Genomic DNA, 26,496 nt, shown 5'->3' on the forward strand with positions numbered 1-26,496 from the left:
CAACCCTTGGGCCCTGTCCGGTGTGTCTCCCTGGCCCGGCAGCTCGCGGCCGAGCGGCGTGACTTGATACAGGGTTGAGGGCCCATGCAGCCCATCACGCCCGGAGCCGGAGCCGGATCGCCGTGACGGCGACGGTGCCGTGAGATTCGGGGATGCTGTGCTTGATCCGGCGTCGGCCGTGGGGACGGCCATCGTGGACGGAGGCTTGGGCCGCACGGGAATACGAAGATCATCGCCCGGGTTGCCGCTCCCGTACGGCCCACACCGGAAGGGCCGTGACGATGAGGGGAGCGTCGTATGCGGGCGGTCGGGTTCCGAGTCAACGGAGGCGTCGAGGTACTGGAGGCGCTGGATCTGCCCGAACCCGTACCGGCTGGCGGCCAGGTGACCGTGCGGGTCGCCTTCGCGGGCGTCAATTTCGCGGAAATCCAGCACCGCCGGGGCGAGTTCGGCACCCCGGACGGGCCTGGCGGAGTGGACGTTCCCGGCCTGGAAGTGGCTGGAACTGTTGTCGCGCTCGGTGCGGGGGTGAGCGGACTGGAGGTCGGCGAGCCCATCGCGGCGTACCTACCGGCTTTCGGCGGCTACGCCCAGGTGGTGACCGCGGACACACGGTTTGTCAGGTCACTGCGCACCGGGGCGGGAGAGGCCGACCTGGCCGAGGCAGCGGGGCTGCCGTGCGTCTTTCCGACGGCCTTTGGTGTGCTCAAGGACGCCGGTCGGCTGAGGGAGGGGGAAGACGTGCTGATCCACTCCGCGGCGGGGGGTGTGGGCTCTGCGGCCGCGCAGCTGGCCCGGGAGCTGGGGGCCGGCCGGGTATACGGCACGGTCGGCTCGGTGGAGAAGATTCCGTATGCCGCCGAGTTGGGCTACGACGGAGTGTTTCCGCGTGAAGGCTTCGCAGAGCGGTTGGCCGCGGTGACCGGTGGCCGGGGCGTGGACCTGGTCCTCGATCCCGTCGGCGGGCCGATCCGTGAGCAGAGCCTGACCGTGCTGGCGCCGTTCGGCCGCCTGGTGGCCTACGGAGACCTCGGTCGACACGAGCAGTGGACGGCCTCGGTGTGGGACTTGTGGAAGGGCAACCGGACCATCGCCGGGTTCAACATCGGCGACCTCGCTCGTCGGGCTCCCGAGCGGATAGGCGAGTACCTCGGCGAAGCACTCCGGCTGCTCGCGGCGGGGCGGATCCGGCCCGGGGTGACGCAGACCCTGCCCCTGGCCGAGGCGGCGAAGGCACACCACCTCCTGGAGACGGGCACAGGCCGCGGCAAAATCCTTCTCTCGCTCACCTGACCCTACGTCAACCTGCCGGACGGGGCTCCTCACTTCCAGACGATCGACGACCAGCGCCGATGCCTCTCGTACACGGTTCTCCACTTGCCGACACATACAGGTAGATCTCGCCACGGCAGCCCCGAGCGCTGCCGGTGCGGGATCCCGTTGACGAACCTTCCACGTGGAGTCCGGCGCGAAAGGCTGTGGTGGTGTTCTCGTAGCGGGTGGTCAGGCGGCAGCAGCAGCCCAGCCCCCGCCCTCTACGTCACCGAACACCTCACCACCAGCACCCAGCCCTGTAAGACAGCTCAGCCAACGCCCCGCTCGTGGCCCTCCCAATACGGCTCCCGCAACTTGTACTTCTGGAGCTTGCCGGTCGCCGTACGCGCCAACTCCTTCCGGAACTCCACCGAAGTAGGCGCCTTGAAGCCGGCAAGACGCTCCTTGCAGAACCGGATCAGCTCGTCCTGCGTCACCCGCACGCCGGGAGCAAGAACCACCAGCGCCTTCACGGTCTCGCCCCACTTCTCGTCAGGCACCCCGATCACCGCGACCTCGGCAACCGCCGGATGGCTGAAGAGGACGTCCTCCACCTCGATCGACGACACGTTCTCCCCGCCCGTGATGATCACGTCCTTCTTGCGGTCACTGATCGTCAGATGGCCGTCCTCGCCGATCGACCCCCCGTCCCCCGTGTGGAACCAGCCCCCGGACAACGCCCGCGCACTCTCCTCCGGCTGCTCCCAATACCCCTCCAGAACCACGTTCGAGCGCGCGAGAACCTCACCCTCGGTGTCCGTCCTGAGCGTCACGCCCAGCGCGGGAGCACCGGCCCGCACCAGCTTCTCCGCCCGCTCCGCAGAGGCGAGGCCGTCCCACTCGGCGCGGGCACGGTTGACGGTCAGCAGCGGCGAGGTCTCGGTCAGGCCGTAGATCTGAATGAACTCCCACCCCAGCTCCGACTCCACGCGCGCGACCGTCTGGGTCGGCGGCGGAGCGCCCGCAACGATGATCCGCACCCGATCACGGCCGGGGATCTCCCCCTCCCAGGACTCGGCGGCCGCCAGCACCGCCCCCACGACCGCGGGCGCCGCGCACATCACCGTCACACCGTGCTCGGCCACCCGGCGCAGGATCTCGGCCCCGTCCACCTTGCGCAGCACGATCTGTGGCACGCCCAGGGCCGACATCGCGAACGGCATGCCCCAGCCGTTGGCATGGAACATCGGCAACGTGTGCAGATACACGTCCCGGTCCGTCACCCCGGCGTGCAACGCGAAGGTGATCGCGTTCACCCAGATGTTGCGATGGGTGATCTGCACCCCCTTGGGCCGGGCCGTCGTACCACTGGTGTAGTTGATGGTCGCGGTGGCGTTCTCGTCCGGCTCCCAGGCCTGCGGGGCAGTGCCGAAGCGGTACAGCTCGGCGTCGGCTGCGGCGCCGAGCGTGAAACGGTGCCTGCAGTTGACATCGGCCAGACGCTCCGTCAACTCCGGGTCGACAAGGAGCACATCGGCCCCCGAGTGACCGACGATGTAGCTCACCTCGTCCGCCGTCAGGCGGAAGTTGACCGGGACCAGCACCCGCCCGTAACCGCTGACACCGAAGAACGACGTCAGAAGCCGCGCGCTGTTCGGCGAGACCATCGCCACGCGAGCGCCCAGCGGCACACCCAGCGCATCCAGTCCGGCAGCCTGAGCCCGCGCCAGCTCCCCCACCCGCCCGTATGTCAGCCCCGCCCAGACCTCAGCCGGTTGGTCCGGCTCGTCCACCACACCCACCCGGTCGGCATACACGGTGACGGCACGGTCCAGAAAATCACGGACTCCGAACGGGACGATCATCACAGCCTCCGAAGCTTGAACGACACAGAGCCTCTATCCCGCCACGCCCTCGCGTATCCCGACAAGCCATCCGACACCCTGCGAACAGCTCAGTACCACCCGACCTCGCGAGACCCGGCCGACCACGGTTCTACGGCTGCCCGGTTGCCGTGGCAGTGAAGCCGCACCACTCGAAGGTACGTACCGGCGCCCCGGATGTCCGCTTGATACGCGGCCCGTCGAGCACCGTCTTCGCGTCCGCCGAAGCGGCGACCACCGCGACGCCCCCGACACCGCCTCCGATCCGGTCGTCGCGGACCGTGCACGAACCGTCCCGCAGGGCCATGCTGACGGTGCTCCGCGCGACGCGCCGGACCGCGCCGGCCACGAACCCGATCCCGTAGGTCGACAGTCGCCGGTGCCCCGTGACGGTGCTGTCGACGATCATGGCGCTCAACCTCACGACTTGCTGCGACAGCGCTGCGGACGCACCGTTGTGGATCTCGACGATCGAGGTACCGCCGTCCTCACCGGCGACCAACGTCTGCGGAGCCAGGATCCTTGTCTTCCGAGCCCCCGAGCCGGTGATCGACACATTCTTGTCGGCCAGACGGTCGCGACGACGGCCCACAGGCCTGTTCGGAGGTCGGCCGCAGGGCTGACGTGATCGAGACGGTCCGGTCCCCGTTGCGATCCGCCGCTATCGTGCCGGCGTGACTGGCTCTCCGCAGCGTCCGCTGCTGTTTCTCGATGTCGACGGACCGCTCATCCCGTTCGGTGCGGCGCCCGAGCAGTATCCAGTCCATGCCAGCTGCCTCGAACCGCTCGATGCCGATGCGAATCCGCTCTTGGCCCGGCTCGATCCCGAGCACGGGCCTCGGCTGGCGGCGCTCCCGTGCGAGGTGGTCTGGGCCACGACATGGATGGCTGACGCGAACGAGTGCATCGCCCCGCGCATCGGTCTGCCGCAGCTGCCTGTGGTGGTCTGGCCGGAACCGTCCGACATCGATGATCAGGACGAGCGGAACGGACTGCACTGGAAGACCCGCACCCTTGTCGAATGGGCGGCGGGGCGCCCGTTCGTCTGGGTCGACGACGAGATCACCGACGCCGATCGGGCCTGGGTCGCCGCTCACCATCCAGCGAACGCCCTGCTCCACCGGGTCGACCCCCGCCGTGGTCTGACTGATCACGACTATGCGGCGATCGACTCCTGGCTGAGGCGGTTGGTCTGACTCCCTCGTGGAGCAGGTGAGGTAACCGTCGGTCCGCAGCCGGGCCCAACTCGGTATGGGCCTGTCCAGCCTGTGGCATGGTCCGATTCGCTCGGCTGAACCGCGGATCACCGATGGTCGCCATCAAGTACGCGTCCCACTCCGCCACGTTGGCACCTCACGCGAACCGAGCGATGGGCAACCGTGCCGCATCCGTGGCCTGTTGGCCCGATCACCGGGAAGCCGGGGCAGCCCGCCCCGCGGCCTCCTCGCCGGACGTGACCCGCATCACGCGCCGGAAGTGCATAGCGAGGTGCTCACCAACGTCTTTCTCCAGGTGTACGAAGCTGGCAAGTGCGGGGACGGTGCGAATGGAACAGGCTCAGGCCGAGAGTTTCGACGGGTTCGTTGCGGCCCGTTGGTCGGCGTTGTTCCACCTCGCCCGTCTGCTCTGTGGAGGTGACCGGCACCGTGCCGAGGACCTGCTCCAGGAAGCCCTGGTCAAGCTCTGGTTCGTCTGGCCGAAGGTCGCGGACGAGGCGCCCGAGGCGTACGTACGCAAGGTCCTGGCCCGCGCAGCCGCCCGTTCCGCACGCCGGCGGTGGTGGGGCGAGCGGCCCGTGGAGCAGCTGCCCGACCTGGCACAGACCGGGGACGAGTCCGCCGCCGTGGTGGAGCGGACGCGGCTGGAAGCGGCCCTCGCCCAGCTGCCGCCCCGGCAGCGGGCCGCCGTTGTGCTGCGTTACTACCAGGACCTGCCCGAGAAACAGGTCGCGGAGGTTCTGGGGTGCCCGCTGGGCACCGCCCGGTCCCACGCGTCACGCGGTGTGGCGCGACTGCGTCAGATCCTGGCCGATGTCATCGAGCCGGTGGGGTGAAGGGAAGCATGGATCACTTCGAGCGGGAGTTGGCGCGGATGATGCGCGACGCCCAGGAGTACACCCCTTTTGAGCCCGCACAGCAGGACCGGCTCAGGACGGGAGTACTCGTCCGCCGTCGGGTCCGCGCGGCGCAGAAGGCCGTGGGCTCCGTACTGGTGGCCGCCGGGCTCGGCGTAGGCCTGGTCCTGCTGCCACACGCGCCGGACCGCGACCAGCCCCAGGCCCCCGTGCCGCGGCCCGCGACCGGCTCCTCCTCCCCGACCACCACGCCGTCTCCGACCCGACCCCCCAGCACCAGCCCTACCGGGTCGGTCCCCACCACGCCCACGGCACCGATCACGACAGAGAGTGCGACAGAGAGTTCGAGCTCGGTCGGCACCGGTCCCTCCGGGACCGCGACTTCCGGTCCGCCGGCCACCATCCCGGCCACACCGAGCGGAAGCATCACGTCGTCGTCCCCGCCGACGACGACAGTCGAGCCCTCGTCGTTCGTCAGCGCGACCGGCGCCGGGTAGCCGCCGAGCGCACGGCCGACCGTCCCGGCCGCTCCCCCACTGAATTTCCGCACCGCCGCTTATCCCTGCTCCGCCCCGGCCTTACTCCCTGATCGCACCTCCGCCGTGAGCGCCTTCGGCATGCCCTGCTACAGCACAGAAACCTGGATTGAACCATGACCAAGACCGCACGGTCCGCCCCGATGAACCTCGCGACGGGACTGCCCATGGACCGACTGCCGCTCCGCCTGCCGCTGCCGGCAGACCACCCGGAACCCGTACTGGACGTGGTCGTCCCCGTGTTCAACGAGGAGACGGATCTGGAGCCGAGCGTGCGGCGACTGCACGCGCATCTGCGTGAGACGTTCCCGTACCCGTTCCGCATCACCGTCGCCGACAACGCCAGCACCGACGACACCCCGCGGATCGCGGCCCGGCTGGCGACCGAACTGCCGGAGGCCGAGTGGATACGGCTGGCCGAGAAGGGGCGTGGCCGTGCCCTGCGCGTCGCCTGGTCGCGCTCGCGGGCCCCGGTACTGGCCTACCTGGACGTGGACCTGTCCACCGAACTGAACGCGCTGCTCCCGCTGGTCGCCCCGCTGATCTCCGGCCACTCCGACATAGCCATCGGCACCCGCCTGGCCCGTGGCTCCCGGGTGATACGCGGTCCCAAACGGGAGATCATCTCCCGTTGCTACAACGTCCTGCTGCGTTCCACTCTCGCCGTCGGCTTCTCCGACGCGCAGTGCGGCTTCAAGGCGGTCCGGCGCGACGTCGCCGAGCGGCTGCTGCCCCTGGTGGAGGACTCGGAGTGGTTCTTCGACACCGAACTGCTGGTGATCGCCGAGCGGGCCGGGCTACGCATCCACGAGGTGCCCGTCGACTGGGTGGACAACCTCGACAGCCGCGTCGATCTGGTCTCGACGGCCATGGCCGACCTGCGCGGCATCGTCAGGATCGGCAGGGCGCTCGCCCGTGGCACGCTCCCGACGGCGGGGCTGCGGCGTGCCACCGGAGGTGATCCGCCGGGCCCACTGGCCGCCCAGTTGCTGCGCTTCGGCGCCGTCGGCGTGGTGAGCACGATCGGGTACGTCCTCCTCTACTCGGCCCTGCGCCCGGTGACGGGGCCGCAGGGCGCCAACGCGTGGGCGCTGCTGGTCTGCGCCGTCGCAAACACCGCCGCGAACCGGCGGCTCACCTTCGGGCTGCGCGGGCGGGGCGGAGCGCTGCGGCAGCAGGCCAAGGGTCTGGTGGTCTTCGGCCTCGGTCTGGCGCTCACCAGCGGCTCGCTCGCCGCGCTGCACCGCTGGGCACCGGGGCCCGCGCGGCCCACGGAAGTCGCGGTGCTCGTCATCGCCAACCTGGTCGCGACACTGCTGCGCTTCCTGCTCCTGCGGGCCTGGGTGTTCACCGCCGCCCCACGCGCCAACGGAACAGGAGCCGAGCCCCGATGAACGACCCGAGCCTCGCGAACGCTCCGTCGTACGAGGGCAACGGGGTCCACGCCGAAGGCCGTTCGCCCGCGACGGAACCGCCGTACAACACCGGCGTGCCCCCGGCCCCGTCTCCCTCCCTCACCTTCCTCACCTCGACCGCCCGCCAGCGGTGGGTGCGACTGTGCCAGGCGGCCGAGCACCACGGTCCGGTGCTCGCGCTGTACGGTGCGCTGAAGCTCATCGGCTTCTGCGTCTTCATGTACCTGCTGGGCTCCTCGGGGGACTTCCGAAAGAAGGACCCCCGCTTCGGCGGCGGCGCCCACGCCTGGGACGTCCTGGCCACCTGGGACGGCTGGTGGTACCAGCAGATCGCGGCGCACGGCTACCACCCCGCGCTCGTCCCGGTGCCCGGGGCGGGCGGCCTGATCACCATCGAGGGCAACTCCGCGGCGTTCTTCCCGCTGTACCCCGCCCTGATGCGGCTGGTCTCCTCCTGCACCGGCCTGGGTCTGTTCGGCGCCGGCCTGCTGGTCTCGGTGGCCGCCTCGTTCGTCGCCGCCCTGGCGATCCACGCCGTCACCGCACGGATCGGCGGACGGCGGGCCGGGCTGGCCGCAGCCGGCCTCTGGGCCGTGTGGCCCGGATCCGGCATGGAGTGGTCGGGCTACTCGGAGTCCCTCTACGTCGCCCTCGCAGCCTGGGCCTGCTACGCCGTCATGCGCCACCACTGGATCACCGCCGGCATCCTGACCTGCGCCACGGGTCTCACTCGTCCGACGGCCACCGCGCTGATCGCGGCGCTCACCGTCGCGGCGCTGCTGGCCGTACACCGGCAACGGCGGGAGGTCCACCGCTGGGGAGACGCCCCCGGCCCGGACGGGAAGAGGCGTCGGGTCAAATTTCTGCGCCCGCTGGTCGCCGTGGCGATCGCTCCCCTCGGCCTGTTCGGCTACCTCGGCTGGGTGGGATACCGGATGGGCGACTACAGCGGATACTTCAAGCTCCAGGAAGGCGCCTGGGCCCACACGTTCGACTACGGCAAGCACACCCTCGACGTGTTCACGTCCCTCCCGGTGGGCCACTTCGACTACCTCTTCGCCTACCCCTACGAAGACCTCATCGGCGTGGGCACGGTCCTGCTGGCCTTGATCGTCCTGCCTCTGCTGCTCCGGCTCCGCCCGCCGGCGGTCCTCGTCGTCCACACCCTCCTGACGATCGCGCTCGTTCTGGGAAGCCAGCAGATCTTCGGCAACATCTCCCGCTACCTTCTCCCGACCTTCCCCCTGTTCATCCCGTGCGCCGTCGCCATGCGGCGGCTCAGCACGCCGGTGCTGTGCACCGTCCTCGGAATCGCCGCGCTCGCCTCCGGCTCATACGCGGGGTACGCCCTGTTCGAACTCGGCGTTCCATAACCGCCATCGGTGTTCAGCGATCGCGATCCCCCGGTTCCGGTGGCGCGAGCGCGGCGCGGCGGTCGTACAGGAAGTCGTACGGGTACTCGCGGCGGACCCGGGTGGCGGCGTCGAGCCGTTCGAGCTGCTTGCCGTCGAGCCGTACGGCGAGTGCGCCGAGGTTGTCGTGCACCTGGGCGAGGGTGCGGGTGCCGAGCACCGGCAGGAGCCCTTGGCCCAGCACCCAGGCGAGGGCGACCCGCGCGGACGTCACGGTGAGTCCGAGCGCCCGTGCCATGGGCAGGAGTTCGTGGTCCGGCGACCGCGCGGCGAGGGAGTACTCGATCTGCAGGCCGCAGTAGGCACTCCAGCCGCGGAGTTCGGCGATGGCCTGGGAGCGGGCGATCACTCAGGCAGGGGTGTTGCTCACCCCGACGGCCAGAACCTTCCCGGAGCGTATGAGGTCGTCGAGGGCCCGCAGGGTCTCCTCGGCGGCGGTGCACTCGTCCCAGGCGTGCACCCACAGCAGGTCGAGGTGGTCGGTGGCCAGTCGGTGCAGGCTTTCCTCGACGCTGCGGCGCAGGCTCTTGCGGTGGCTGCCGCCCGGGTTCGGGTCGTTCCTGTCGGTCGGCAGGGTGAACTTCGTACCGAGGACGACCGCGTCGCGTTCGGCCGCCACGAGTCGACCGACGATTCGTTCGCTCGCCCCGTCGTTGTAGACGTCGGCGGTGTCGAGGAAGGTGCCGCCCGCCTCGCGGAAGGCGGCGTAGATCTCCCGGCAGGTCGCTTCCTCGGCCCCGAATCACCACTCGGTGCCGAACGTCATCGTCCCCAGGCACAGTTCGCTGACGCGCAGGCCGGACCGGCCGAGCAGACGGGACCGCATGGAGTCAGGCATCGTCGTCGACCACCCAGTTGACGAAGCGGTGCAGGGGATACATCGCGTCGTGCGGATTGCCGATGCTGCCGCTGCCCAGTTTCACGACGCGCTGGACGCCCGCGCCGGCCAGCCGGTCGCGCAGCTCGGCCTTGCGGTGCGCCGGGTACACGCCCACGGTCTGGGCGGCCACGGTGGCGTGGGCGGCGGCGTAGGCGGCGGCGTCGGGCAGCGAGTCGACGGGCACGACGCAGGTGCCGTCGGGTGGGTGGCGGCTCGCTGGGCTCACCCGGGGCGGCCGGTCAACCGGCCCGGGTGAGCCCGTGTTCTCAGTAGGTCAGTACGACGCAGCCGTCCTGGCCAGCCTTACCGTCCTGCCCTGCCTTTGGGTAGCGTTCCGCGTACTTCGCGTACCAGTTTCCCGCATCCCCTCCGCTGCCTCCGTCGCCGCCCTCCCCGCGCGCGTTCTCGGGGCAGGCCGCCATGCCCGGCAGCGGGGCAGGGTAGACGGAGGGTTCCATCACACCGCCGGCTCCGCCGCGTCCGCCGTCACCTCCGACGCCGGGTCCCCGGTCGTGCTTGCCGTCCTGGCCGTCCCGACCGGCTTCTCCGGCCTCGCCGCCCTTGGCCTGCGCGTTGTTGCGGCAGTTGGGGCCGAGCGTTTCCCACATCCCGCCACCCGCCTTGTCGTTGAACGGGCCGCCCTTGCCGCCCGCGCCGCCGCCGCTGGCCGCCCTTCCTCCGCGTCCGTACCATGCGCCCAGGCCGCCCCAGGCCCTGATGGAGTTGTCCGTGGCCTTGTCCCACACCCACGAATCGTTGCCGTGGGTACCGCTGTAACCGCGGTAGCCGCCGTAGTCCTTGGGGTCCCAACTGTCGCTACCGCGGCCGCCGGGGTAGCCGTTCCCCACGGCGAGGTGGATGATCCGTCCGGGCTTCACCGGGAAGACGCACCCGACAGCCCCGCCGCCGTTGCCGCCAGCGCCTCCACCGCCACCGCTGCCGCCGGCACCGACCGCCGTGGCCGTCAGCTGAGTGACTCCCTGCGGGACGGTGAACTGGTACGTGCCCGGCGTCGCGTACACCTTCGTCACCGGCGCCGCAGCGGCGGCATCACGGGCAGGCGACTGAGCCTGTGCGGGCACCGCCGCACCGCTCAGTACCGCCGCGAGCACCAGCACGGCTGCCTGCCCGGCCTGGCCGCTGCTGCGGCCCCTGCCCGGGAACCCATCGATATACAGACCAGACTGTCCGACCACGCCACTGCCTTCTCGCTTGCGTCTGAACCGGACCTTACGACGCCGAAGCGTCCAGGCCCGGTGAAGGCGGAAGCCGAGCTGCACACCACGGCGCCCCAGCCCATGACGACCGGGGCACCGCTGCGCTCAGCTGTCCATCCTGCTCCAACGACCCGAATACACGCTGGTCACCGCCCGGACACCCATGGGTGCTGTCACGTTGATGCGTGCGTGTCCGGCTGGGGCGTGGTGGGGCCGGGTTTCGGGTCTTGTGTCAGGCCGTGGTGGGCAGGCCGGTGCTGCCGGTGATGTCGCGCATGGCCAGCAGGTGCGCGGCGGGGCCGGCGACCTCTTCCAGCGCGGCCCGCACCGCCTCGGTGACCAGCTCCAGCCGGGTCAAGTCGCGCACGGCGGCCAAGACGTGGTCCACCACAGCGCGCTGGCCGACCAGGTCGAACAGGAACTGCAACACGCAGACGGTGGCCAGCTGAGCCGGCGAGAGACCCGGGCGCCCGTCGCGCGGGTACCAGTCGGCGAAGTCCTCGTCGCGCCACAGGCCGTTCAGCCGGTCTCTCACCCACATTGCCGTCGTACCGCCCGGATTGCTGGCCCGCGCGACCTGCGCGGTCAGGGACGGAACCTTCTCGCCGGAGCGGGAGCGAACGGACAACGAGCACCTCAACTGCTGGAGCAGCCTTCGAAACTGCCCCGAGTGTGCCCGTCGATCATGCTGCCGCACCGGGAAACACCAAGATCACCGGCAGAGTCAAACTGAGAAGCCGTGCCTGAGGCCTACATGACAAGGCGAAGCGCCTCGGATGAGCCAAGCCGTCTATGCTGACGCGCAGCAGGACACGGGGGAAGGGGCGGTTGGTGGACTGGTTCTGGTGGGTTCTTATCATCTTCTGGACGGGCGGCTTCGCGTGGGCAGCCGACAACGTCCGCACCGCGCTGCGTAATCGGCATGAGCGGAAGTTGCAGTTGTTGGAGGCGGCGAAGCAGGAACGTTTGGCCGTCGAAGCGGCGCACAAGCCGCCGGAGCCGGTGTGCGGATGCACGCACCATCTCGCCAAGCACGACAAGCAGGGTCGGTGCCACGAACGTGTCGAGGTGCCGACGGCCTGGGACGAGAACAAGAAGCCGCTGCGTTTCGAGGCCGGCCAGTGCAACTGCCAGCAATACGTGGGACCGCAACCTCTGTCGCAGGTGTTCGCGGAGGAGCTGACGGACCGCGCCTGACCAGTATGGGGGACTTCCGGCGGTCATTTTCGCTTCGTACGGTGGCGAGCACGGGCAGGGACGGTGTTCCCCGGCTGCGGCTGGTCGTGGTCGCGGAGGGCCGTGATGCCGGGCCACGGTTGTGCCGGGGGTGCGGTGATCCGCTGATGCCGTCGGCGAAGTCGACGGCGGTGTCCTGTTCATCGGCGTGCCGTTCGCGGCACTGGCGCCGGCTGCGGCGCACGAGGGCGAGGACCGAGGCGGTCCAGGCCGCCCGGACAGTGAACTGTCCTGAGTACGGGGCGAGTTGGACGGTCGGGGTGGAACATCCCGTCTCGGCGCGGTACTGCTCTCCCCGCAGCCGCAAACGGGACCGTCGGCACTCTTTCGCCAAAGGCTGCAGGGGCTGTTGGGCTACTAGGTGGTCCTTGGCTGGTTGAGCTGGTCCCAGGGGTTGTTCTGTGGACGCGGCGCGGGAATGCCGGGCGCCTGGTCCTTGCCCGGTTTGCCTTGGGGGTGCTCCCTGCTGAACGAGAGACCGATGCGAGAGCACGCACGCGGAACCGATGGGACCTGTTGAGGCAGCCCGCGGAAGCCGGCCCGGCAGCTGGTCGCTGGTGTGCGGTCGCCAGCTCGTACAGCGTGGCTCCGGACCAGCCGACGGCCCCCTCGTCCGCATGCCTATGGGAGAGACCACGACGATCTCGTGGTTCCCGCTGCCCGCGGGTACTCAGTCGCTCGCGATGCCGAGGGCCGTACGGATCTCGCTTGCCAGCCGCGCGTCCAGGCCGGGCAGGGTCATCCGGTTCTTGACCAGAGCGAAGGAGAAACGATGCGCTGGGTCGGCGAAGGCCGTGCTGCCGCCCGACCCGCTGTGGCCGAAGCCGCCTGCCGGGCGCACCGGCTTCGCTCCGCTGTCCCCGATCACGAATCCGCCGCCCATCGTGCAGGTGGTGCCCATCATCCTGTCCACCCCGCTCGCCCACCCCGTGGTCGCCTCCTTCAAGGTCGCCGCCGAGAGCAGCCGTACCCCCTCCAGCTCACCGCCGCAGGCCAGCACCGCGTACATGCGGGCGGCCCCGCGCGCGGTCATCATCCCGTTGGCCGGCAGTGCCGTAGCCCGGAAATCGGCGCGGTTGCCCAACTCCGCCACCGGCAGCACCCCGTGGGGAACGCAGTCGAAGAACGGCGCCCCGGGCGGCATCCGCTCCAGCCGCGCCGCCCAGCCGCCGTCGTAACAGGTGGCCACCCGCGACGCCAGGTGCTCAGGGACATGGAAGAGCAGCTCGTCACCGATCCCCAGCGGACCGGCCAGCTCTTCACGCAGCAGCTGGTCGCAGGTCCGGCCGGTAGCGCGGCGCAGGATCTCGGCCAGCAGCACCCCGTAGGTCCAGGCGTGGTAACCGAACGCGCTACCGGGCTCCCACCTCGGCCGCTGCCCGGCGATCCAGTCGGCCATGGCCGGCAGGTCGAGCAGCCGCTCCGGGGTCACGTCCGCCGGCAGCTGGGGCAACCCGGCCATATGACCGAGCACCTGCCCCAGGGTGATCCGCTCCTTCCCCGCCGCGCCGAACCGCGGCCAGTACCGCGCCACCGGCGCGTCGTACGCCAGCACCCCCTGGTCCACCAGTATCGCGACCAGGGCCGCCGCCACGCCCTTGCCGGTCGACCAGGCCGGCACCAAGGTGTCCGGCCCCATCGGCCGCCCCTCGGCGACGTCGGCCGTCCCCGCCCACGCGTCGACCACCAACTCGCCGTCGCGCCAGGCCGCCACCTGCACCCCGACCTCCACGCCCGATCCCGTCAGCTCCGCCAGGACTTCCTCGACGCGCCGCTGCGCCGGGTTGTCCGGCACCGTGCTGGTGTGCACAGACCCTCCCCCCTCCGACCCGGGGGACCGCGATCGGCTCCGACCAGAACCGTTCCAAGCGCAAGGAAAGCCTGACCAACCCGGCGAACTGATGGGGTGGCAGCACCAGGTCGCATCTGTCAGGGGCAGTCCAAGGTTGTGATCAGGGTGATCACTGATGGGGGACGGCGGCTGCACGCAGCAGAGTTGGCGTTGTCAACAAGTCCCGTCAACGCCGTGGAGGAGAAACGTCGATGCGCATCCGCCTCGCCGTCACCACCCTCGCCCTGGCCACCGCTCTCACCGCCGGCGAGCGCGGCCCTGCCCACGACCGCCGCCAAACGCCTGCTTCCAGCGCCCCGGCGTCCGCGAACCCCACCGTCCAGGACATCCTCGACCACCTGCCCGACGACGTCGTTGCAGGCGCGCTGATCAGACGGGACGGCGTGGGCGCCACCGCCGGCCCGGTCACCGCTGACGCCTATGTCCGGATCGGCAGTGTCACCAAAGCGTTCACCAACACGGTGGTGCTCCAACTCGTCGCCGAGCACCGGATCGGCCTGGACACACCGGCGCGGAGGTACGTCCCTCAAGTGCTGCCCGAGGCGTACAACCGCGTCACCGTGCGCCACCTCCTCGACCACACGAGCGGCCTGCCCAAGCCCGCCTCGACCCCTGGCCCGGCCGACGGACCCGGATGGCAGCTCAAATCTGTGACGCCCGAAGACTTCCTGCGCGACTCGTTCGTCGCAGCCACCGACGCGCCGCCCGCACCCGGCTCCGAGCAGCAGTACAACGGACTCAACTCCTTCGTCCTCGGCCTGATCGTCGAAAAGGTCACCGGCCACTCCTTCACCAGCGAACTGCAGCGCAGGATCATCCGGCCGCTGCATCTGAGGCACACCAGCCTGCCCGCCGCCGCCGACCTGGACCGCTTCATCACCGCACTGTTCCGTGGCAGCCTGCTCCCACCCACCCAGCAGAAGCTGGTATTCGAGGTACCGAACGTGAAGAGCGCCGCCGACAACACGAACTGCGTTGGCCAGGCGGCCTGCTACAGCATCGGCGGACTCCTGCGCTACCAGCTCCCAAGTGGCAAGTACGCGTGGGGCAAGACCGGTTCCCGCCCCGGCTGGGACAACGGGTTCTTCGCCACCCGCGACCTCCGACACCGCGTGGTGTACTCCCTGAACCCGACGGGGACCGGCAATGACCTCCCGTACATCAAGGCGATCGTCAACGCCGCGCTCGCCGACTGACAGCCGGACCTCCCATCCAGTCCGGTGCATGGCGACCAGCGACCAGCGACCGACGCCCGGGCAACCCGGCGAACCAATGCGGTCACAGCACCTAGCAGCGACGCACGGAGTACCCTGCTGGCCGTCCTACGCCGTTCCGGTAGCCGTTGACCTGTTCCTTGTCCGAGCTGTCCGGTCACGCCGTGATGTCCTGTTCGCCGTGCCCGTCGCTGTGTCCGCCAACGTGGCCGGGGTCCTCACCTCTGAGTCGCTGGCCAGCGTCGATACGTGGGTGTCTGCAGGTCTGCACGCTGTGTTCCCGCTGACCCTGTACTGGATGCACAGGCCAGCGCACGCCCTGGTGACCGCTGAACGCCCGGCAGAGCCTGGGGGGTGAGTCGTACCAGCGGCCACTCGCCCGGACGGCGGGCAGGTCAGCGGTTGTTCCGGTTCGAGTTGCAGTCCCAATAGCCCTGGTGCCAGTGGTGGTAACTGTCGTACCAGCCGCTGTGCCACGAGCAGCCCTTGGGAACCGAGGCGGTCGTCGTGGCGGGGGCGGCTGCTGCGGCCGTGCCCGCCACTCCGATTGCGGTGCCGCCGGCCAGCAGGAAGCCGGCCGCGAAGCAGGCGAAGGCGCGCTTGGCGCGATGTGCTCGCATGGCTCTGCTCTTTCTTCCACGTTCTCGCGCTGTCCCAGCACGAAAGGGATGGCCGCGGCCTCACGCCGAAGCGTGCGGTCCGGCGATGGCTGGATGGTGCCGCTCGAAGACCGATGCGGCGCTGTCGTCGAGGTCGCCGCGTGAAAGCGAGGGACGCACGTCTCCCGGCTGCAGGCCCACCGTTGCGGGAGCGCGTCGCGTGACGTGTCCTGAATCGCGACCTCACCACTTTCGACGGTAGCGGCCTATCCGCTGACAGGCACCTCGAGCCCACAGCGCGAGAGCCCCTCCGGCAGGTTCAGCTGCCGGAGGGGCTCTACCTGTCGTTGGGCCGATGGCCGTGGACCCTGCGCCCCTGATAGCCCGTCCTGCGTCCGCTGAGAGCCGTTGGGCCGGACGCCGAGCTTGGGCAGGACTTCGAGGACAGCGCGCCGGACAGCGAGGCGGTGTCCGAAACTTCTAGCGACATCAAAACCTGCCTACATTGATCACGGCGAGGCCCGCGAAACGACTCCCAAAGGCACCGCGAAACGACTCCCGTTTAGACCTTCACAGCCACCCTGTACCCACGCGTCGTCGTCTAGGCGGTCAAGCCTCGATGTACACGACGACCACGACCACGATGCGCAGGAGACCGTCATGAGTCAGGAACCGGCCGCATCCGTTGGAGCCCGCGGCCGCGGACGCGGTCCACGGCCGCGCCGCCCGGACCCGGGCCGACGCCGACCGGTTCGCCGGTGACCCGAGGGGAGCAGCGCGACAACGGCTACAGGCCGCCGTCCCGCTCCCGCACGTTCAGCCGCTTCAGGGGTGTGACCCGTGGGGCACTTATGCCTTGCAGTAGTTGCCGTAGTAGCTGTCGTCGAGGATCAACCAGAAGCCGGTGCTCTTGCCCACCACGCTGTCGGCGTGGAGGCCGTACTGGCCCTGGTACCAGGCCACCCAGTCAGCGGTGCTCGTGCCGAACACCGCATCCTCGGCGAGCGGGCCGCTCTTCTTGTTGTATTGCCTCTCGTAGTAGAGGTTTACGGCGTGCTGGACGCACCAGACGCCGTGTCCGGTGTCTCCCTTGCTGATGATGCTGGGCGGGGTGGCCGCCGTGGCGGCCGGGGCGAGCAGGGAGCCCACGCCGAGGGCAGCGGTCGCAGCGAGCAGGCCGGCTCGCATGCTGACGGACTTGATGCGCATGTCATTTCCCTTACGTGGGTGGTGGGAGCGGCGCGGGGTGGACCGCGCCGCCCGGCTTGCATCACCGAGCTTGCTGGACATTCCCGATCCCCCGACAGCAACCGCGGCAGACTGAGGTGTTCGTGGGACGTCCCATGCTCTGCCCTGCTGGGATTTCGCTGGACACGGCGTGACGCCGGGACGCCCGCGGGCCGAGCGGTGGCAAGAAGGCTGTCCGAAAGGTGTGCACGGCGGCGCGCGCTCCAAGAACCGAGAACCTTGCAGAGGCGTATAACACCACCCAGGAGGCGTATGCGAAGCCTCCGACAACTGAACGCGGATGGGGTGGAACGTGTCGCGTTGGAAGGCGTTACCGGATTCTCTTGACGACCGGGTGCAACAGCTGGTCGTCCAACTGCGGCGGCTGCAAGACCGCAGCGGATTGAGCCTGTCGTCGATGGCGTCAAGACCGGCTACAGCCGCTCCTCCTGGGAGCGCTACCTCAACGGAAAGGCACTGGCGCCGCGACAGGCCGTGGAAGAACTGGCGCGGGTAAACGGCGTAGAAACGACACGGGCTCCTGGTGCTCCATGAGCCTGCTGAAGAGGCGTGGCGCACGGAAGACGGAGCGACCGAAGCGGCTGACACCCCGACACAGAGCGGCGCACGCCGGGCAGCGCAGATCGGTGTCCTCACGGCTGCGCTGCTCGGCGCACCGGTCGTCGGCCTGCTGGTTGGGACGCTTTGGAGCGACCACGGGAACAGCGGAAAGGACACGGCCGCAACGGCCCATGGGGCCTTCGCCTACAAGCCGGGAAAGACCTACCCCTGCGCGGTCAAGCGGAAGAACGGACAGCTGTACGCGGGGTGCAGCACCACCCGCACCGCCGTGCTGAGCCAGCCGGGATGGGATGTCGTCGCCCGGCTCGAACTGCTGGTCATCACGGGCATGGGGACCCGGCAGGAACGGCCAGTTGCCGGGTGCGACAGTGTGTGAGGCGTAACGGACGCAGAATCCTGGCTCGAGCCTCGTGCTCCCAGGAATGGTCCGTGACCGCCTTGATCACCATCCCGATGAGGACGTAGTTGGTGTTCGAGTACTCCCAGTCGCTGCCAGGCATAAAGGACGGCGGGTGCTGCATCGCGAAAGCAACGCGCTGCGGCCTGTGACGTGTTCAGCAGGACCAGTTGACCACGGATGCCGGCCCCTCAGAACACTGCGCCCCTGCCCGCCTCGACCTGGACCTGACCGCCCGCGCCGCCGTGCTCGCGCCGGAAACTCGGATGCGGGTGCCGCACGGCCGCCCCTAGGCTGCGCCCGCGCGGAGGGCGAGGCGCCGTGTCGACTGTCGATGGATCGGAGATACACGGGGTATGACCAGTCAACTGTTCGCGATCTGCTTCAACGCGACCCGGCCGTCGGGCCTGGCGCGCTCCTGGTCCCGGGTCCTGGGCTGGGAGTTGGCCGACGGTCCGGACGACGACGTCGCGATCCTGCCCCCTGATACCGGCGGGTTCTGCATCCGTTTCCTGCCGAGCCAGGAGCCGAAGATCGGCCAGAACCGGGCACACTTCGACCTGACGAGCACCTCCCCGGAGGATCAGCAGCAGACGGTGGCCAGGGCACTGGAACTCGGCGGGACACACATCGACGTGGGCCAACTCCCGGAAGAAGGACATGTGGTGCTCGCCGATCCGGACGGCAACGAGTTCTGCGTGATCGAGGCGGGCAACAAGTTCCTCGCCGACACCGGTTTCATCGGAGCGCTGGCCTGCGACGGTACGCGGGAGGTCGGTTACTTCTGGAGTGAGGCGCTGCGGTGGCCGCTGGTCTGGGACCAGGACCAGGAGACCGCGATCCAATCGCCGAACGGCGGTACGAAGATCACCTGGGGTGGTCCTCCGGTGGCGCCGAAGACGGGCACGAACAGGCTGTTCTTGGAGCTGGCGCTTCCCGCCGACGCCGACGGGGAGGCGGAGGTCGACCGCCTGATCTCGCTTGGTGCGACGCGCACCGACATCGGCGAGGGCGACGGCGTCCGCGTGCTGATGCTCGACCCCGACGGCAACGAGTTCTCCGTACAGAGGCCCCGGTAGCGGGGCAGCCATTCGCTGCTGCGTGTCCGCGTACTGATCCGAATTTCCCGGGGCGGAGGACTACCGGCCCACACGCGCCACGGCGCGGGCTCCTGCTGAAGGCGACCCCGGTGTGTGGTCCGCGGCAAGACCGACGGGACCGGTTCGGTCACCGCGGGCGCGTGGCGCGTCCGCGCTTCGAGGCGCCCGAAGTCCGTCGGCACCGCGCGACGGCGAGCCGATCACCGCGAACGATCCGGCCAGCCGCGCGAGCAGTCCTGCTGACCGCTTCGGCGTCCGGGGCTCCCCCGGCTCGCTGCAACCGGAGCAAGGAACTGCTGGCCATGAGTACGGTTGCACGTCGTCGGCAGACTGATCGGGCACTTCTGTGACCACTGCGGTCCCGGATCCGGCCCCCCGGCCGGTCGATCGCCCTGGGGTGGTGTTCCAGGCGTTCGCGTCGGGTGACTGTCCCGGCGTGGAGAGGACCTGCCCGGTCCGGCGGGGTGTCACGGCGTGTGGGGAAGCGGTCGGCAAGGGAAGCGGTCGACGAGGTTCATATGTCGGTGCGGGCCTGGCCGTGGTCGGCGTGGCGGGCGCTGAGGGCCAGAGTGCCTTCGCCTTGCGTGCGGCGTTCGTCTCAATGCGGGGTGCGGACCGCCGTGGGGCGCGCGATCCGGGATCCTGGTCGGCCGGGGGTGCGGCCGTGTTGCTGTGTGGGCAGGCGCCGGCGTTCCGGAGTGGGGCGGCTCGGGCCGCGTCAGCTGTGGTTCAGGGACCACACGACCTGGTCCTCGTGCCAGCGGGCGGCGCTGACGCCGTGCCACGAGGCCGCTTCGTCGACCTGGTCCTCGTACCAGCGGGCGGCGCTGACGCCGCGCCCCGAAGCGGCTTCGCCCTCATGGTCCGCAGCCCGTACGTAGCGCACAGTGTCCTGCCCACGGTGGTCGTCGCGGCGGTCGTCGTCCGTGTGGCGGCCGACTTGCTCGCTGCTGGTCGCGGAGGTGGCGGACACGTACTGCGTGTGCTGCACGGGCACCGAAGTCGTGGCTGCCGACGCCGAGCCGCCGGCTCCGAGAAGGGCTCCGCCGGCCAGTGCCGTGGAGGCGAGTGCGATCGAGACGCGCTTGGTCATGCTGTTCATGGTCATTTCCCTTGCGAGACTGCCGCGGTTCCGCCGAGCTGGCGGCCGCCGCTTCTATGTGAACCGAGATCCGGAAATCCCGGGTCAGTCGGCTTGCCGCAAGGTCATCCGGAGGGGCGCCTCACGTTCGGCTCTGCCACCGTACCCGAGGGGTGCCTCATATTTGCGGTGAGGCTCATCACAGCACGTCAGAAGGGCGAGATTGCGATCGGAAACATGACAACAAACGAATTCGAGGGGGGCCTCATGTTACGCTCGAGCCATGAGCCACCACCACGCCCCGTCCGCGAGGGAGACACCGACGAAACCCCTGCGCCGTGACGCACAGCGCAACAGGGACGCGATCGTGGCCGCCGCCCGCACGGCCTTCTCCGAGCAGGGCCTCGGGGCGTCCCTGGAGGGCGTCGCCCGCGAGGCCGGCGTCGCTATCGGCACGCTCTACCGCCACTTCCCCACCCGGCTCGACCTGGTCGAAACACTCTTCAACGCGAAGTACACGGAACTGCTCACCGCCGCGGAAGAAGCCGCGGCCATGGACGACGCCTGGGAGGGGTTCTGCCGCTACCTGGAGAAACTCTGCCAGCTGCAGGCCTGCGACCGCGCCTTCAACGACCTGGTCTCGGCACGGCTGCCCCTTCACGTGGCCGGCCGCGAGATGTACGAACGCGCCAAGGAACTCTGCATCCAGATCATGCGCAACGCCCAGGAACAGGGCGTCCTGCGCGGCGACGTCACCGCGCAGGACATCGCCTTCGTGATCTGGTCCCAGGCCGGGATCATCCAGGCCACACGCACCATCGCCCCCCAAGCCTGGCGCCGCCACCTCCACCTGATGCTCGACGCCTTCCGCACCGAGGGCGCCCACGAACTGCCCGAACCTCCTCTGACCAGCCAGCAGGTAGACCAGACCCTCGTCACTCTCGAGTGCACCGAAGAGGACTGCCGCGAGCAGTCCTGACCACACGAGAGACGAAGCCGCGGACAACAGCTGCGCATCACACCGGACCGGCGCCACACCGGACCGGTACCTCGGCCGACCGGCCGGGAAGACCCCGGACAGCACTCCGGGCGGCAGGACCACGGGCCGTCCGACCGCCGTCTTCCGGCCGCCCCGGCCCGTGCTGTCACACACCACTGCGTCGACCTCGTCGAAGGCGCGCTCCCCCGCGGCCTCGGCCACGTCGACGGCCAGACCGAAGCCCTCCTCCACATCACCGACGCCCGCGCCTACGCCGCCACGGGTGAAACTCCCGCGGCGGCCCGCGGTTCCGACTGGTTCCAGCGCAAGGCGTCGGCCAAGGGAGCGACGAGGGCCGCGGCGATAGAAGGTGGGCGACCACCCTCGGCTCGGCCGCCAGAGTGTCGCAGGATCTTCATGATGGTGGGCATGTCCACACCCAGCTCGTTCAGGATCGTGTCGGCGGTGTGACGGCTCCCGTCGTACAGGCGCCGGTCATCGATCCCCGCTGCCCTCAGGAGTTCCTTGAACGCCTCGTAGTCGGCACGGGGGTCCAGCGGACGCCCGTCTGCGGGTGGCCCTTCTCGTCGAGCCGGGCGAGTTCGCGTTCACAGCCGGGACAGTGTGCTTGCGCCACCCTGGAACCGGCCGCTTCGGGGCCGCCCCGGTACCAGGGAGTGCGGACGGGTCAGTGACCGCCCGCGTCGACGACCTCGACGTCCTCGATGTTCTGCTCGATCGCGTCGGTCGGCAGGGCCACGCGGATCGCCCAGTGGTAGATCGCCAGGGAGAACGCGGCCACGACGGCGATGTCCGTCCACATCGGCAGGTTGCCCTGGCCGTTACCGAAGGTGCCCTGCCAGGAAATCACACCGATGCCGAGCAGGTAGACCGGCAGCCACTGGGCGGACTTCCAACTGATCCGCGGAGCGTTCGGCAGGCCCTTCTTGGACGCGTAGAGGGCGTAGCCGCCGAGCAGGATGTAGCCCAGGACGATCGCTTCGCCCAGCTTCTCCAGGGTCTGCCAGCCGCTCCAGTAGATGATCAGGCTCGCAACGATGAACGCCAGTGGGGAGAGCACACCGCCGAACGGCAGCCGGTAGCTGCGCTCACGGTTCGGCAGGCGCCGGCGCAGCGCGCCGAAGGCCAGCGGAGCGCCCGCGTACATCAGCACGCTGGCCGAGGTGATGAAGCCGACCAGCTGCTGCCAGCTCGGAAACGGCAGGAAGCAGACCACGCCGGTGACGAAGGACATGATCAGGCCGTACACCGGGACCCCGCGTGAGTCCGTGCGCTCGAAGGCGCGCGGCGCGTAGCCGTTCTTGCTCAGACCGTAGGAGATACGGGAGGTGGAGGTCGTGTAGATCAGACCGGTGCCGCCCGGGGAGACGATGGCGTCGAAGTACAGCACCACGGTCAGCCAGCCCAGACCGACAAGGGTGGCCAGACCCGCGAAGGGGCCACTGATACCGACGAAGTCGAGCTTGTCCCAGCCCTTGGCGAAGCTGCTGCCAGGCAGCGCGCCGATGAAGACGACCTGCAGCAGGACGTAGATCAGCGTGCCGATGGCCACTGAGCCGAGCACCGCGCGAGGGATGTCGCGCTTGGGGTTGCGGCTCTCGCCCGCCAGCTGGATCGCCTGCTCGAAACCGAGGAGGGCGAAGACGATGCCGCTGGTGCTGATCGCGGCGAGCACGCCCTTGGAGCCGAACGGCGCGAAGCCGTGCGAGGTGAAGTTGCTGCTGTGGAAGTGGGTCGCAGCGAGGGTGAAGATGGCGAGCAGCGGCACGAAGATCTTCAGCCAGGTGGCAGCGCTGTTGGTCCGGGCCAGCACCGTGACACCGAGGAAGTTCACGGCGACGAAGACGCCCATGAGGGCCACCGCGACGATGAAGCCGCTCGTCGTCAGGGTGCCGTTGTCGTTGAGGAAGCTCTGGGCGAAGTGCCAGTGACCGGCGTAGCCGATCATGGCCTCGACCTCGATCGGCGCCACGGTTGCCGCCTGCAGCCAGGCGAACCAGCCAAAGGACATGCCCGCCAGGCCGCCGAAGGCGTAGTGCGGGTAACGGGCGGTACCGCCGGCGACGGGGAACATTCCACCCAGCTCGGCATGAACAAACGCCAGCAGCACGATCGCGACCGCGCCGATGCCCCAGGAGATCAGAGCCGCCGGGCCAGCGGCGACGACGGCGTTCTTCGCGCCATACAGCCAGCCGGATCCGATGATCGAGCCGGCGGACGCCCAGAGCAGTCCGATCAGTCCGACGTTCCGTCGGAGGGAGCTGTGGTGCTGGCTCGTGCTTGGTGGGGCGAGCTGGTCGACAGATGCCATAGTGCGGCCTCACGGTGTTAGCGGTGCGTTAAAGAGTCGCCACAGGCTAGGTTCGGAATGTCGCCATGCAACAGCCCATAGGGCTGAATGGTTATTTTCATCACGTCACATTCATGTTCGTCTGCGCAGCTCGGTGGCCACCGCTGGACGTGGTGGATCCCGTTCGGAGACACGCCGGCATACATCTGACCCTGGCGGCGAAACCGTCATCAGGCTGCCGTCGTCGCCGTGGTGCCGACTAAGGACTCCTAGCAAAATGAGTGACTGTTTCCTTGGAATGACAGGTCATCAGTCACTGTTGCACCTACCTTCGATGGATCGGGAGGCGTGGGGCAGCGGAGGCCGTGGGAGGTCGATGACGGCTCGGGGAGCACGTGCTGGCGCAGGTTGCGGGACTGGCACCAGGCCGGGGGTATGGCAGGCCCTGCACGAGCCGCTACTCGCCGAGTTACGGAAGGCCGGGCAGCTGGACTTCTCCCGGGCCGCGGTTGACGGCTCGCAGCTGCGGGCGATGAAGGGCGGGGCGAAGAGCGGGCCGTCCCCGGTGGACCGGGGCCGGACGGGCAGCAAGCACCACGTGATCGTGGAAGCCCACGGCATCCCGCTCGCCGCCACGCTGACCAGCGGAAACCGCCACGACGTCACCCAGCTCATACCCCTGGTCCACGCCGTTCCGGCGGCCAGAGGCAGGCGCGGGCGTCCCCGCCGACGCCCCGACGTGCTGTACGCCGACCGGGGCTACGAATACGACACCTACCGCCGTGACCTACGCGACCTGGGCATCCGCCCGGTCATCGCCCGCCGCGGGAACGAGCACGGCTCCGGCCTGGGTGTCCACCGCTGGGTCGTCGAGGCCGCCTTCGCACTCCTGCACTGGTTCCGCCGCCTGCGCACCCGCTGGGAGATCCGCGACGACCTCCACTAAGCCTTCCTCACCCTCGGTTGCAGCATCATCTGCTGGCGCCGCCTGAAAACCTCCTTATGAGCCGGTAGCGCCGGTCCGGGTCGGCGTACCCCTCGGTCGCCTGATTGCCTCCGCCGACGATGCTCTTGACGCGCTCACCGCTGCCGAGACGACCCCGAGGTCCTCGCACTCCCGCGAGGCCACCTCTACGGCCCGGACGACGAGTGGGACGGCGGCTGGGGCCGCACGGTAGAAGAACTGGAAGCCGACGTTCGGCACGCTGTACCGATCAACTCCGCCTCGAGGAGCGCACCGCAAGGCCCGCGCCTTCCGCGCCTCCCAGGTGCCGTAGCCCGGGGGTGGGCTGGCCGACCCGCGATCGGGATCGCTCCCGTGAAAGGCATTGCCGCAAAGTTGGCCGCCGGAAGTCCCCCATGGTGCAGACGGCACGCGTGGAGCGGTCGGCGGCTTCTGCGTAGAGGGCCAGAGACGCCCGGATGCGCTGTGTTGAGCCGGTTACCGGCCCTCGATTGCGCCGGTCATGTGCGCGGCCGCGCCCGACCGCTTCTGCAGGGCGTCCAGCCGCGCCATCAGCCGCGTCCGGCCCGACCGCTCCAGCCAGGTGCCGAAGTCCATGAGGCCAGGGTGGGTCTTGCGCAGGGGCTCGGGGTCGGAGTCGTAGTAGGTCTCGTTCGCCCAGGTGAACACCTTCGCGACCTCGGGGTCATGCTCCCAGAGGATGTCGAGCGGCACCTGTGTGTGCGGGATCGGCCGGCCGGCCGCCGTGCTCAGCGCGGCGGCGATCTGCGGGGCGGTCAGCCGGTCGCCGGTGATCTCCATAGCGTGGCCCAGGTAGGTGTCCGCCTTCGCGAAGACCAGCGCGGCGAGCGCGCCGATGTCATCGATGGCGATCAGCTGCATGACCAGGTCGTCGTGCCAGGGCACGGTGAGGACGCCGTTCTGGAAAAACCTCGCCGGGCTGGTGAAGTCCTCCATGAACCCGGCGGGGCGCAGGATCGTCGCGGGCACGCCCAGGTCGTGGATGTGCTGCTCGATCTGCCACTTGTCGATGGGACCCCAGCCGCGCTCCATGTAGAAGCGGTTCTGGCTCTGCATGCCGCCGACCGACGAATACACCAGGTGTTGCACGCCCGCGGCCTTGGCGGCATCCGCGACGTTCTTGCCCTGGGGGATCTCGTTGGCGTTGGCGGACTGAACGCTGTAGACGCCGTAGACGCCGCGTATAGCCGCGTCGAGGGAGGCACGGTCGTCCAGGTCGCCGCGGACGACCTCGGCGCCCGCAGCGGCGAGAGCGGCGGCGGCCGGGGCGGTCTCGTCACGGACCAGGGCGCGGACCCGCCAGCCGGCGGCGAGCAGGTGGGGGGCGGTGGCGCCGCCCTGGTTCCCGGTGGAGCCGGTGACGAGGACGGTCTTGTCGTGGGTGTTCATCGTGGTCTCCCTGGCACACTCGGCTAATATCTGCACTGAATGCGAGTTTGCATTGAGTGCATGTTGGCCGTCAATGCAGTACTCTCGGGGCATGGTCATACGAGAGCACGGCGCCCCGGCGCCTTCCCTGCGTGAGAGGAAGCGGGAACGCACCCGTCAGGCGCTGGTCGACGCAGCGGCGGAGATGTTCGAGCGCAAGGGGTACGACGAGACGACCGTCGCGGAGATCGCGGCGGCGGCAGAGATCGGCACCCGGACCTTCTTCGGCTACTTCGCGAGCAAGGAAGACATCCTCTTCCCCGACAGCGACGCGCGGGCGCGGACCACCATCGAGGCGATCGCCAACCGCGATCCGGCCGAGGGGCCCGTGGACGTGCTGGTGCGGGCGCTGGAGACCGTCGCCGAAACCGATGCCGACATGGTCAGCCCGATGGCGGCCGTGCGGATGAGGCTTTTTCGCACCGTGCCGGCAGTGCGGGGCAAAGCACTGCAAATCCAAATGTCAGCACAGCAGGAGATCGCGCGGGCCCTGCAGGCTGCCTTCCCCGACGAACTGGACCGGGTGGGCGCGGCGGCTCTGACCGGGGCGCTGACAGGCGCGGTGAACGGCGCGCTCGACGCGCTCATGGACGACGAGGATGCGGCAACCGTCGCCCTCGACGCCGATCGGCTGCGGGAACGGGTACAGCAGGCGACGGAACTGGCACTCAGGACCTGGCGGAGCTGAGGGGCAGCCGCGGCCACCCTGGCGCCCGTTCAACAGCATGCCGACGAGGCGAGGAGCCTGCGCCGTACACATGACCTGCTTCGAAGCCCTGTTCAACTTGTCATGCGGGGCTCGGACACAGGCGCTTTGGTCGGGCACCGGACTCC

27 protein-coding genes and 3 pseudogenes are annotated in these 26,496 nt (G+C 69.4%); 13 read left to right on the forward strand and 17 right to left on the reverse strand.

Features of this window, described 5'->3' with window-relative positions; genetic code table 11:
* The first annotated feature begins 297 nt into the window (after positions 1–297).
* Positions 298–1,293 (forward strand): zinc-binding dehydrogenase, encoded by a 996-nt coding sequence (locus KVT44_RS44020; protein ID WP_217573638.1) that lies wholly within the window; start codon positions 298–300, stop codon positions 1,291–1,293.
* Positions 1,294–1,340: 47 nt separating this feature from the next.
* Here KVT44_RS44020 and KVT44_RS60265 read toward each other — a convergent pair.
* The 3 genes and pseudogenes from KVT44_RS60265 to KVT44_RS44035 form a co-directional block, all read right to left on the reverse strand.
* Positions 1,341–1,520 (reverse strand): annotated as a pseudogene (locus tag KVT44_RS60265) (transposase); the annotation flags it as partial.
* A gap of 63 nt (positions 1,521–1,583) precedes the next feature.
* Positions 1,584–3,119, reverse strand: coding sequence for an AMP-binding protein (locus KVT44_RS44030; protein ID WP_217573640.1), 1,536 nt, complete (start codon positions 3,117–3,119; stop codon positions 1,584–1,586).
* A gap of 130 nt (positions 3,120–3,249) precedes the next feature.
* On the reverse strand, positions 3,250–3,729 hold the full coding sequence (locus tag KVT44_RS44035; RefSeq protein ID WP_217573642.1) for a hypothetical protein: 480 nt from the start codon (positions 3,727–3,729) through the stop codon (positions 3,250–3,252).
* A gap of 82 nt (positions 3,730–3,811) precedes the next feature.
* Here KVT44_RS44035 and KVT44_RS44040 point away from each other — a divergent pair, with 82 nt between their 5' ends.
* Together KVT44_RS44040 and KVT44_RS44045 are read left to right on the forward strand one after the other, a co-directional pair.
* Complete coding sequence (locus KVT44_RS44040; protein ID WP_217573644.1) at positions 3,812–4,333, forward strand: HAD domain-containing protein; 522 nt, start codon at positions 3,812–3,814, stop codon at positions 4,331–4,333.
* Between the two features lie 350 nt (positions 4,334–4,683).
* Positions 4,684–5,190 carry a SigE family RNA polymerase sigma factor gene (locus tag KVT44_RS44045; protein WP_099918540.1) on the forward strand — a complete coding sequence of 169 codons (507 nt, stop codon included), beginning with the start codon at positions 4,684–4,686 and terminating at the stop codon, positions 5,188–5,190.
* Between the two features lie 13 nt (positions 5,191–5,203).
* Here the strand turns inward: KVT44_RS44045 and KVT44_RS44050 are convergent, their stop codons facing one another.
* Positions 5,204–5,761 (reverse strand): hypothetical protein, encoded by a 558-nt coding sequence (locus KVT44_RS44050; RefSeq protein WP_217573646.1) that lies wholly within the window; start codon positions 5,759–5,761, stop codon positions 5,204–5,206.
* 153 nt (positions 5,762–5,914) lie between these two features.
* Here KVT44_RS44050 and KVT44_RS44055 point away from each other — a divergent pair, with 153 nt between their 5' ends.
* Both KVT44_RS44055 and KVT44_RS44060 read left to right on the forward strand, forming a co-directional pair.
* Positions 5,915–7,141, forward strand: coding sequence for a bifunctional glycosyltransferase family 2/GtrA family protein (locus KVT44_RS44055; RefSeq protein ID WP_217573694.1), 1,227 nt, complete (start codon positions 5,915–5,917; stop codon positions 7,139–7,141).
* The gene (locus KVT44_RS44060) at positions 7,138–8,535 is read left to right on the forward strand and encodes a hypothetical protein (protein ID WP_254650724.1); all 1,398 of its coding nucleotides are present in this window, start codon (positions 7,138–7,140) and stop codon (positions 8,533–8,535) included. Before KVT44_RS44055 ends, KVT44_RS44060 begins: the two co-directional genes overlap by 4 nt.
* A 13-nt stretch (positions 8,536–8,548) precedes the next feature.
* Here KVT44_RS44060 and KVT44_RS58950 read toward each other — a convergent pair whose 3' ends face one another.
* The 5 genes from KVT44_RS58950 to KVT44_RS44080 all read right to left on the reverse strand — a co-directional run bounded on the left by KVT44_RS58950 (position 8,549) and on the right by KVT44_RS44080 (position 11,299).
* Positions 8,549–8,923 carry an aldo/keto reductase gene (locus KVT44_RS58950; protein ID WP_308314271.1) on the reverse strand — a complete coding sequence of 125 codons (375 nt, stop codon included), beginning with the start codon at positions 8,921–8,923 and terminating at the stop codon, positions 8,549–8,551.
* The gene (locus KVT44_RS58955; protein WP_308314278.1) at positions 8,924–9,286 is read right to left on the reverse strand and encodes an aldo/keto reductase; all 363 of its coding nucleotides are present in this window, start codon (positions 9,284–9,286) and stop codon (positions 8,924–8,926) included.
* A 118-nt stretch (positions 9,287–9,404) separates the two neighbouring features.
* Entirely contained in the window at positions 9,405–9,680 is a 276-nt protein-coding gene (locus tag KVT44_RS44070) for an acyl-CoA reductase (RefSeq protein ID WP_217573648.1), read from the reverse strand.
* Positions 9,681–9,720: 40 nt separating this feature from the next.
* Entirely contained in the window at positions 9,721–10,650 is a 930-nt protein-coding gene (locus KVT44_RS44075) for a hypothetical protein (protein WP_217573650.1), read from the reverse strand.
* A gap of 253 nt (positions 10,651–10,903) precedes the next feature.
* Positions 10,904–11,299, reverse strand: a complete 396-nt coding sequence (locus tag KVT44_RS44080) for a hypothetical protein (RefSeq protein ID WP_254650725.1) — start codon at positions 11,297–11,299, stop codon at positions 10,904–10,906.
* Positions 11,300–11,502: 203 nt separating this feature from the next.
* Between KVT44_RS44080 and KVT44_RS44085 the strand changes: the two genes are divergently transcribed.
* Positions 11,503–11,868 (forward strand): hypothetical protein, encoded by a 366-nt coding sequence (locus tag KVT44_RS44085; protein WP_190174394.1) that lies wholly within the window; start codon positions 11,503–11,505, stop codon positions 11,866–11,868.
* Between the two features lie 709 nt (positions 11,869–12,577).
* On the opposite strand, the gene KVT44_RS44090 is transcribed toward KVT44_RS44085, so the two are convergent.
* On the reverse strand, positions 12,578–13,717 hold the full coding sequence (locus KVT44_RS44090) for a serine hydrolase (RefSeq protein ID WP_217573653.1): 1,140 nt from the start codon (positions 13,715–13,717) through the stop codon (positions 12,578–12,580).
* A gap of 233 nt (positions 13,718–13,950) precedes the next feature.
* On the opposite strand from KVT44_RS44090, the gene KVT44_RS44095 reads away from it, so the two are divergent.
* Positions 13,951–14,955 (forward strand): serine hydrolase, encoded by a 1,005-nt coding sequence (locus tag KVT44_RS44095; RefSeq protein ID WP_217573655.1) that lies wholly within the window; start codon positions 13,951–13,953, stop codon positions 14,953–14,955.
* A gap of 413 nt (positions 14,956–15,368) precedes the next feature.
* On the opposite strand, the gene KVT44_RS44100 is transcribed toward KVT44_RS44095, so the two are convergent.
* Positions 15,369–15,593 (reverse strand): hypothetical protein, encoded by a 225-nt coding sequence (locus tag KVT44_RS44100; protein WP_217573657.1) that lies wholly within the window; start codon positions 15,591–15,593, stop codon positions 15,369–15,371.
* Positions 15,594–16,421: 828 nt separating this feature from the next.
* On the reverse strand, positions 16,422–16,781 hold the full coding sequence (locus tag KVT44_RS44105; RefSeq protein ID WP_217573658.1) for a peptidoglycan-binding protein: 360 nt from the start codon (positions 16,779–16,781) through the stop codon (positions 16,422–16,424).
* A gap of 420 nt (positions 16,782–17,201) precedes the next feature.
* Here KVT44_RS44105 and KVT44_RS61205 point away from each other — a divergent pair, with 420 nt between their 5' ends.
* The gene (locus KVT44_RS61205) at positions 17,202–17,354 is read left to right on the forward strand and encodes a helix-turn-helix domain-containing protein (protein WP_368857606.1); all 153 of its coding nucleotides are present in this window, start codon (positions 17,202–17,204) and stop codon (positions 17,352–17,354) included.
* Positions 17,344–17,757 carry a hypothetical protein gene (locus KVT44_RS58960; protein ID WP_254650741.1) on the forward strand — a complete coding sequence of 138 codons (414 nt, stop codon included), beginning with the start codon at positions 17,344–17,346 and terminating at the stop codon, positions 17,755–17,757. Before KVT44_RS61205 ends, KVT44_RS58960 begins: the two co-directional genes overlap by 11 nt.
* Here the strand turns inward: KVT44_RS58960 and KVT44_RS44110 are convergent.
* Positions 17,702–17,902: a serine hydrolase domain-containing protein gene (locus KVT44_RS44110; protein WP_308314272.1), complete on the reverse strand. Its 201-nt coding sequence runs from the start codon at positions 17,900–17,902 to the stop codon at positions 17,702–17,704. The genes KVT44_RS58960 and KVT44_RS44110 overlap by 56 nt on opposite strands.
* A gap of 232 nt (positions 17,903–18,134) precedes the next feature.
* On the opposite strand from KVT44_RS44110, the gene KVT44_RS44115 reads away from it, so the two are divergent.
* Positions 18,135–18,857 (forward strand): VOC family protein, encoded by a 723-nt coding sequence (locus KVT44_RS44115; RefSeq protein ID WP_217573659.1) that lies wholly within the window; start codon positions 18,135–18,137, stop codon positions 18,855–18,857.
* Between the two features lie 739 nt (positions 18,858–19,596).
* On the opposite strand, the gene KVT44_RS44120 is transcribed toward KVT44_RS44115, so the two are convergent.
* Positions 19,597–19,980 (reverse strand): hypothetical protein, encoded by a 384-nt coding sequence (locus tag KVT44_RS44120; protein WP_217573660.1) that lies wholly within the window; start codon positions 19,978–19,980, stop codon positions 19,597–19,599.
* Positions 19,981–20,242: 262 nt separating this feature from the next.
* On the opposite strand from KVT44_RS44120, the gene KVT44_RS44125 reads away from it, so the two are divergent.
* On the forward strand, positions 20,243–20,938 hold the full coding sequence (locus KVT44_RS44125; protein WP_099918554.1) for a TetR/AcrR family transcriptional regulator: 696 nt from the start codon (positions 20,243–20,245) through the stop codon (positions 20,936–20,938).
* 269 nt (positions 20,939–21,207) lie between these two features.
* Here the strand turns inward: KVT44_RS44125 and KVT44_RS58965 are convergent.
* Together KVT44_RS58965 and KVT44_RS44130 are read right to left on the reverse strand one after the other, a co-directional pair.
* Positions 21,208–21,507: pseudogene (locus tag KVT44_RS58965) on the reverse strand (integrase); the annotation flags it as partial.
* 119 nt (positions 21,508–21,626) lie between these two features.
* A complete protein-coding gene (locus KVT44_RS44130) occupies positions 21,627–23,270 on the reverse strand; it encodes an APC family permease (RefSeq protein ID WP_217573661.1) in 1,644 nt (547 codons plus the stop codon).
* A 360-nt stretch (positions 23,271–23,630) separates the two neighbouring features.
* Between KVT44_RS44130 and KVT44_RS44135 the strand changes: the two are divergent.
* Positions 23,631–24,195, forward strand: a pseudogene (locus KVT44_RS44135) (IS5 family transposase); the annotation flags it as partial.
* A gap of 495 nt (positions 24,196–24,690) precedes the next feature.
* Here the strand turns inward: KVT44_RS44135 and KVT44_RS44140 are convergent.
* Positions 24,691–25,623 (reverse strand): NmrA/HSCARG family protein, encoded by a 933-nt coding sequence (locus tag KVT44_RS44140; protein WP_217573662.1) that lies wholly within the window; start codon positions 25,621–25,623, stop codon positions 24,691–24,693.
* A 91-nt stretch (positions 25,624–25,714) separates the two neighbouring features.
* Between KVT44_RS44140 and KVT44_RS44145 the strand changes: the two genes are divergently transcribed.
* The gene (locus KVT44_RS44145) at positions 25,715–26,350 is read left to right on the forward strand and encodes a TetR/AcrR family transcriptional regulator (RefSeq protein ID WP_217573698.1); all 636 of its coding nucleotides are present in this window, start codon (positions 25,715–25,717) and stop codon (positions 26,348–26,350) included.
* The last annotated feature ends 146 nt before the right edge of the window (positions 26,351–26,496 follow it).

Source organism: Streptomyces sp. GbtcB7 (genome assembly GCF_019091445.1).
Taxonomy (GTDB): domain Bacteria; phylum Actinomycetota; class Actinomycetes; order Streptomycetales; family Streptomycetaceae; genus Streptomyces; species Streptomyces mirabilis.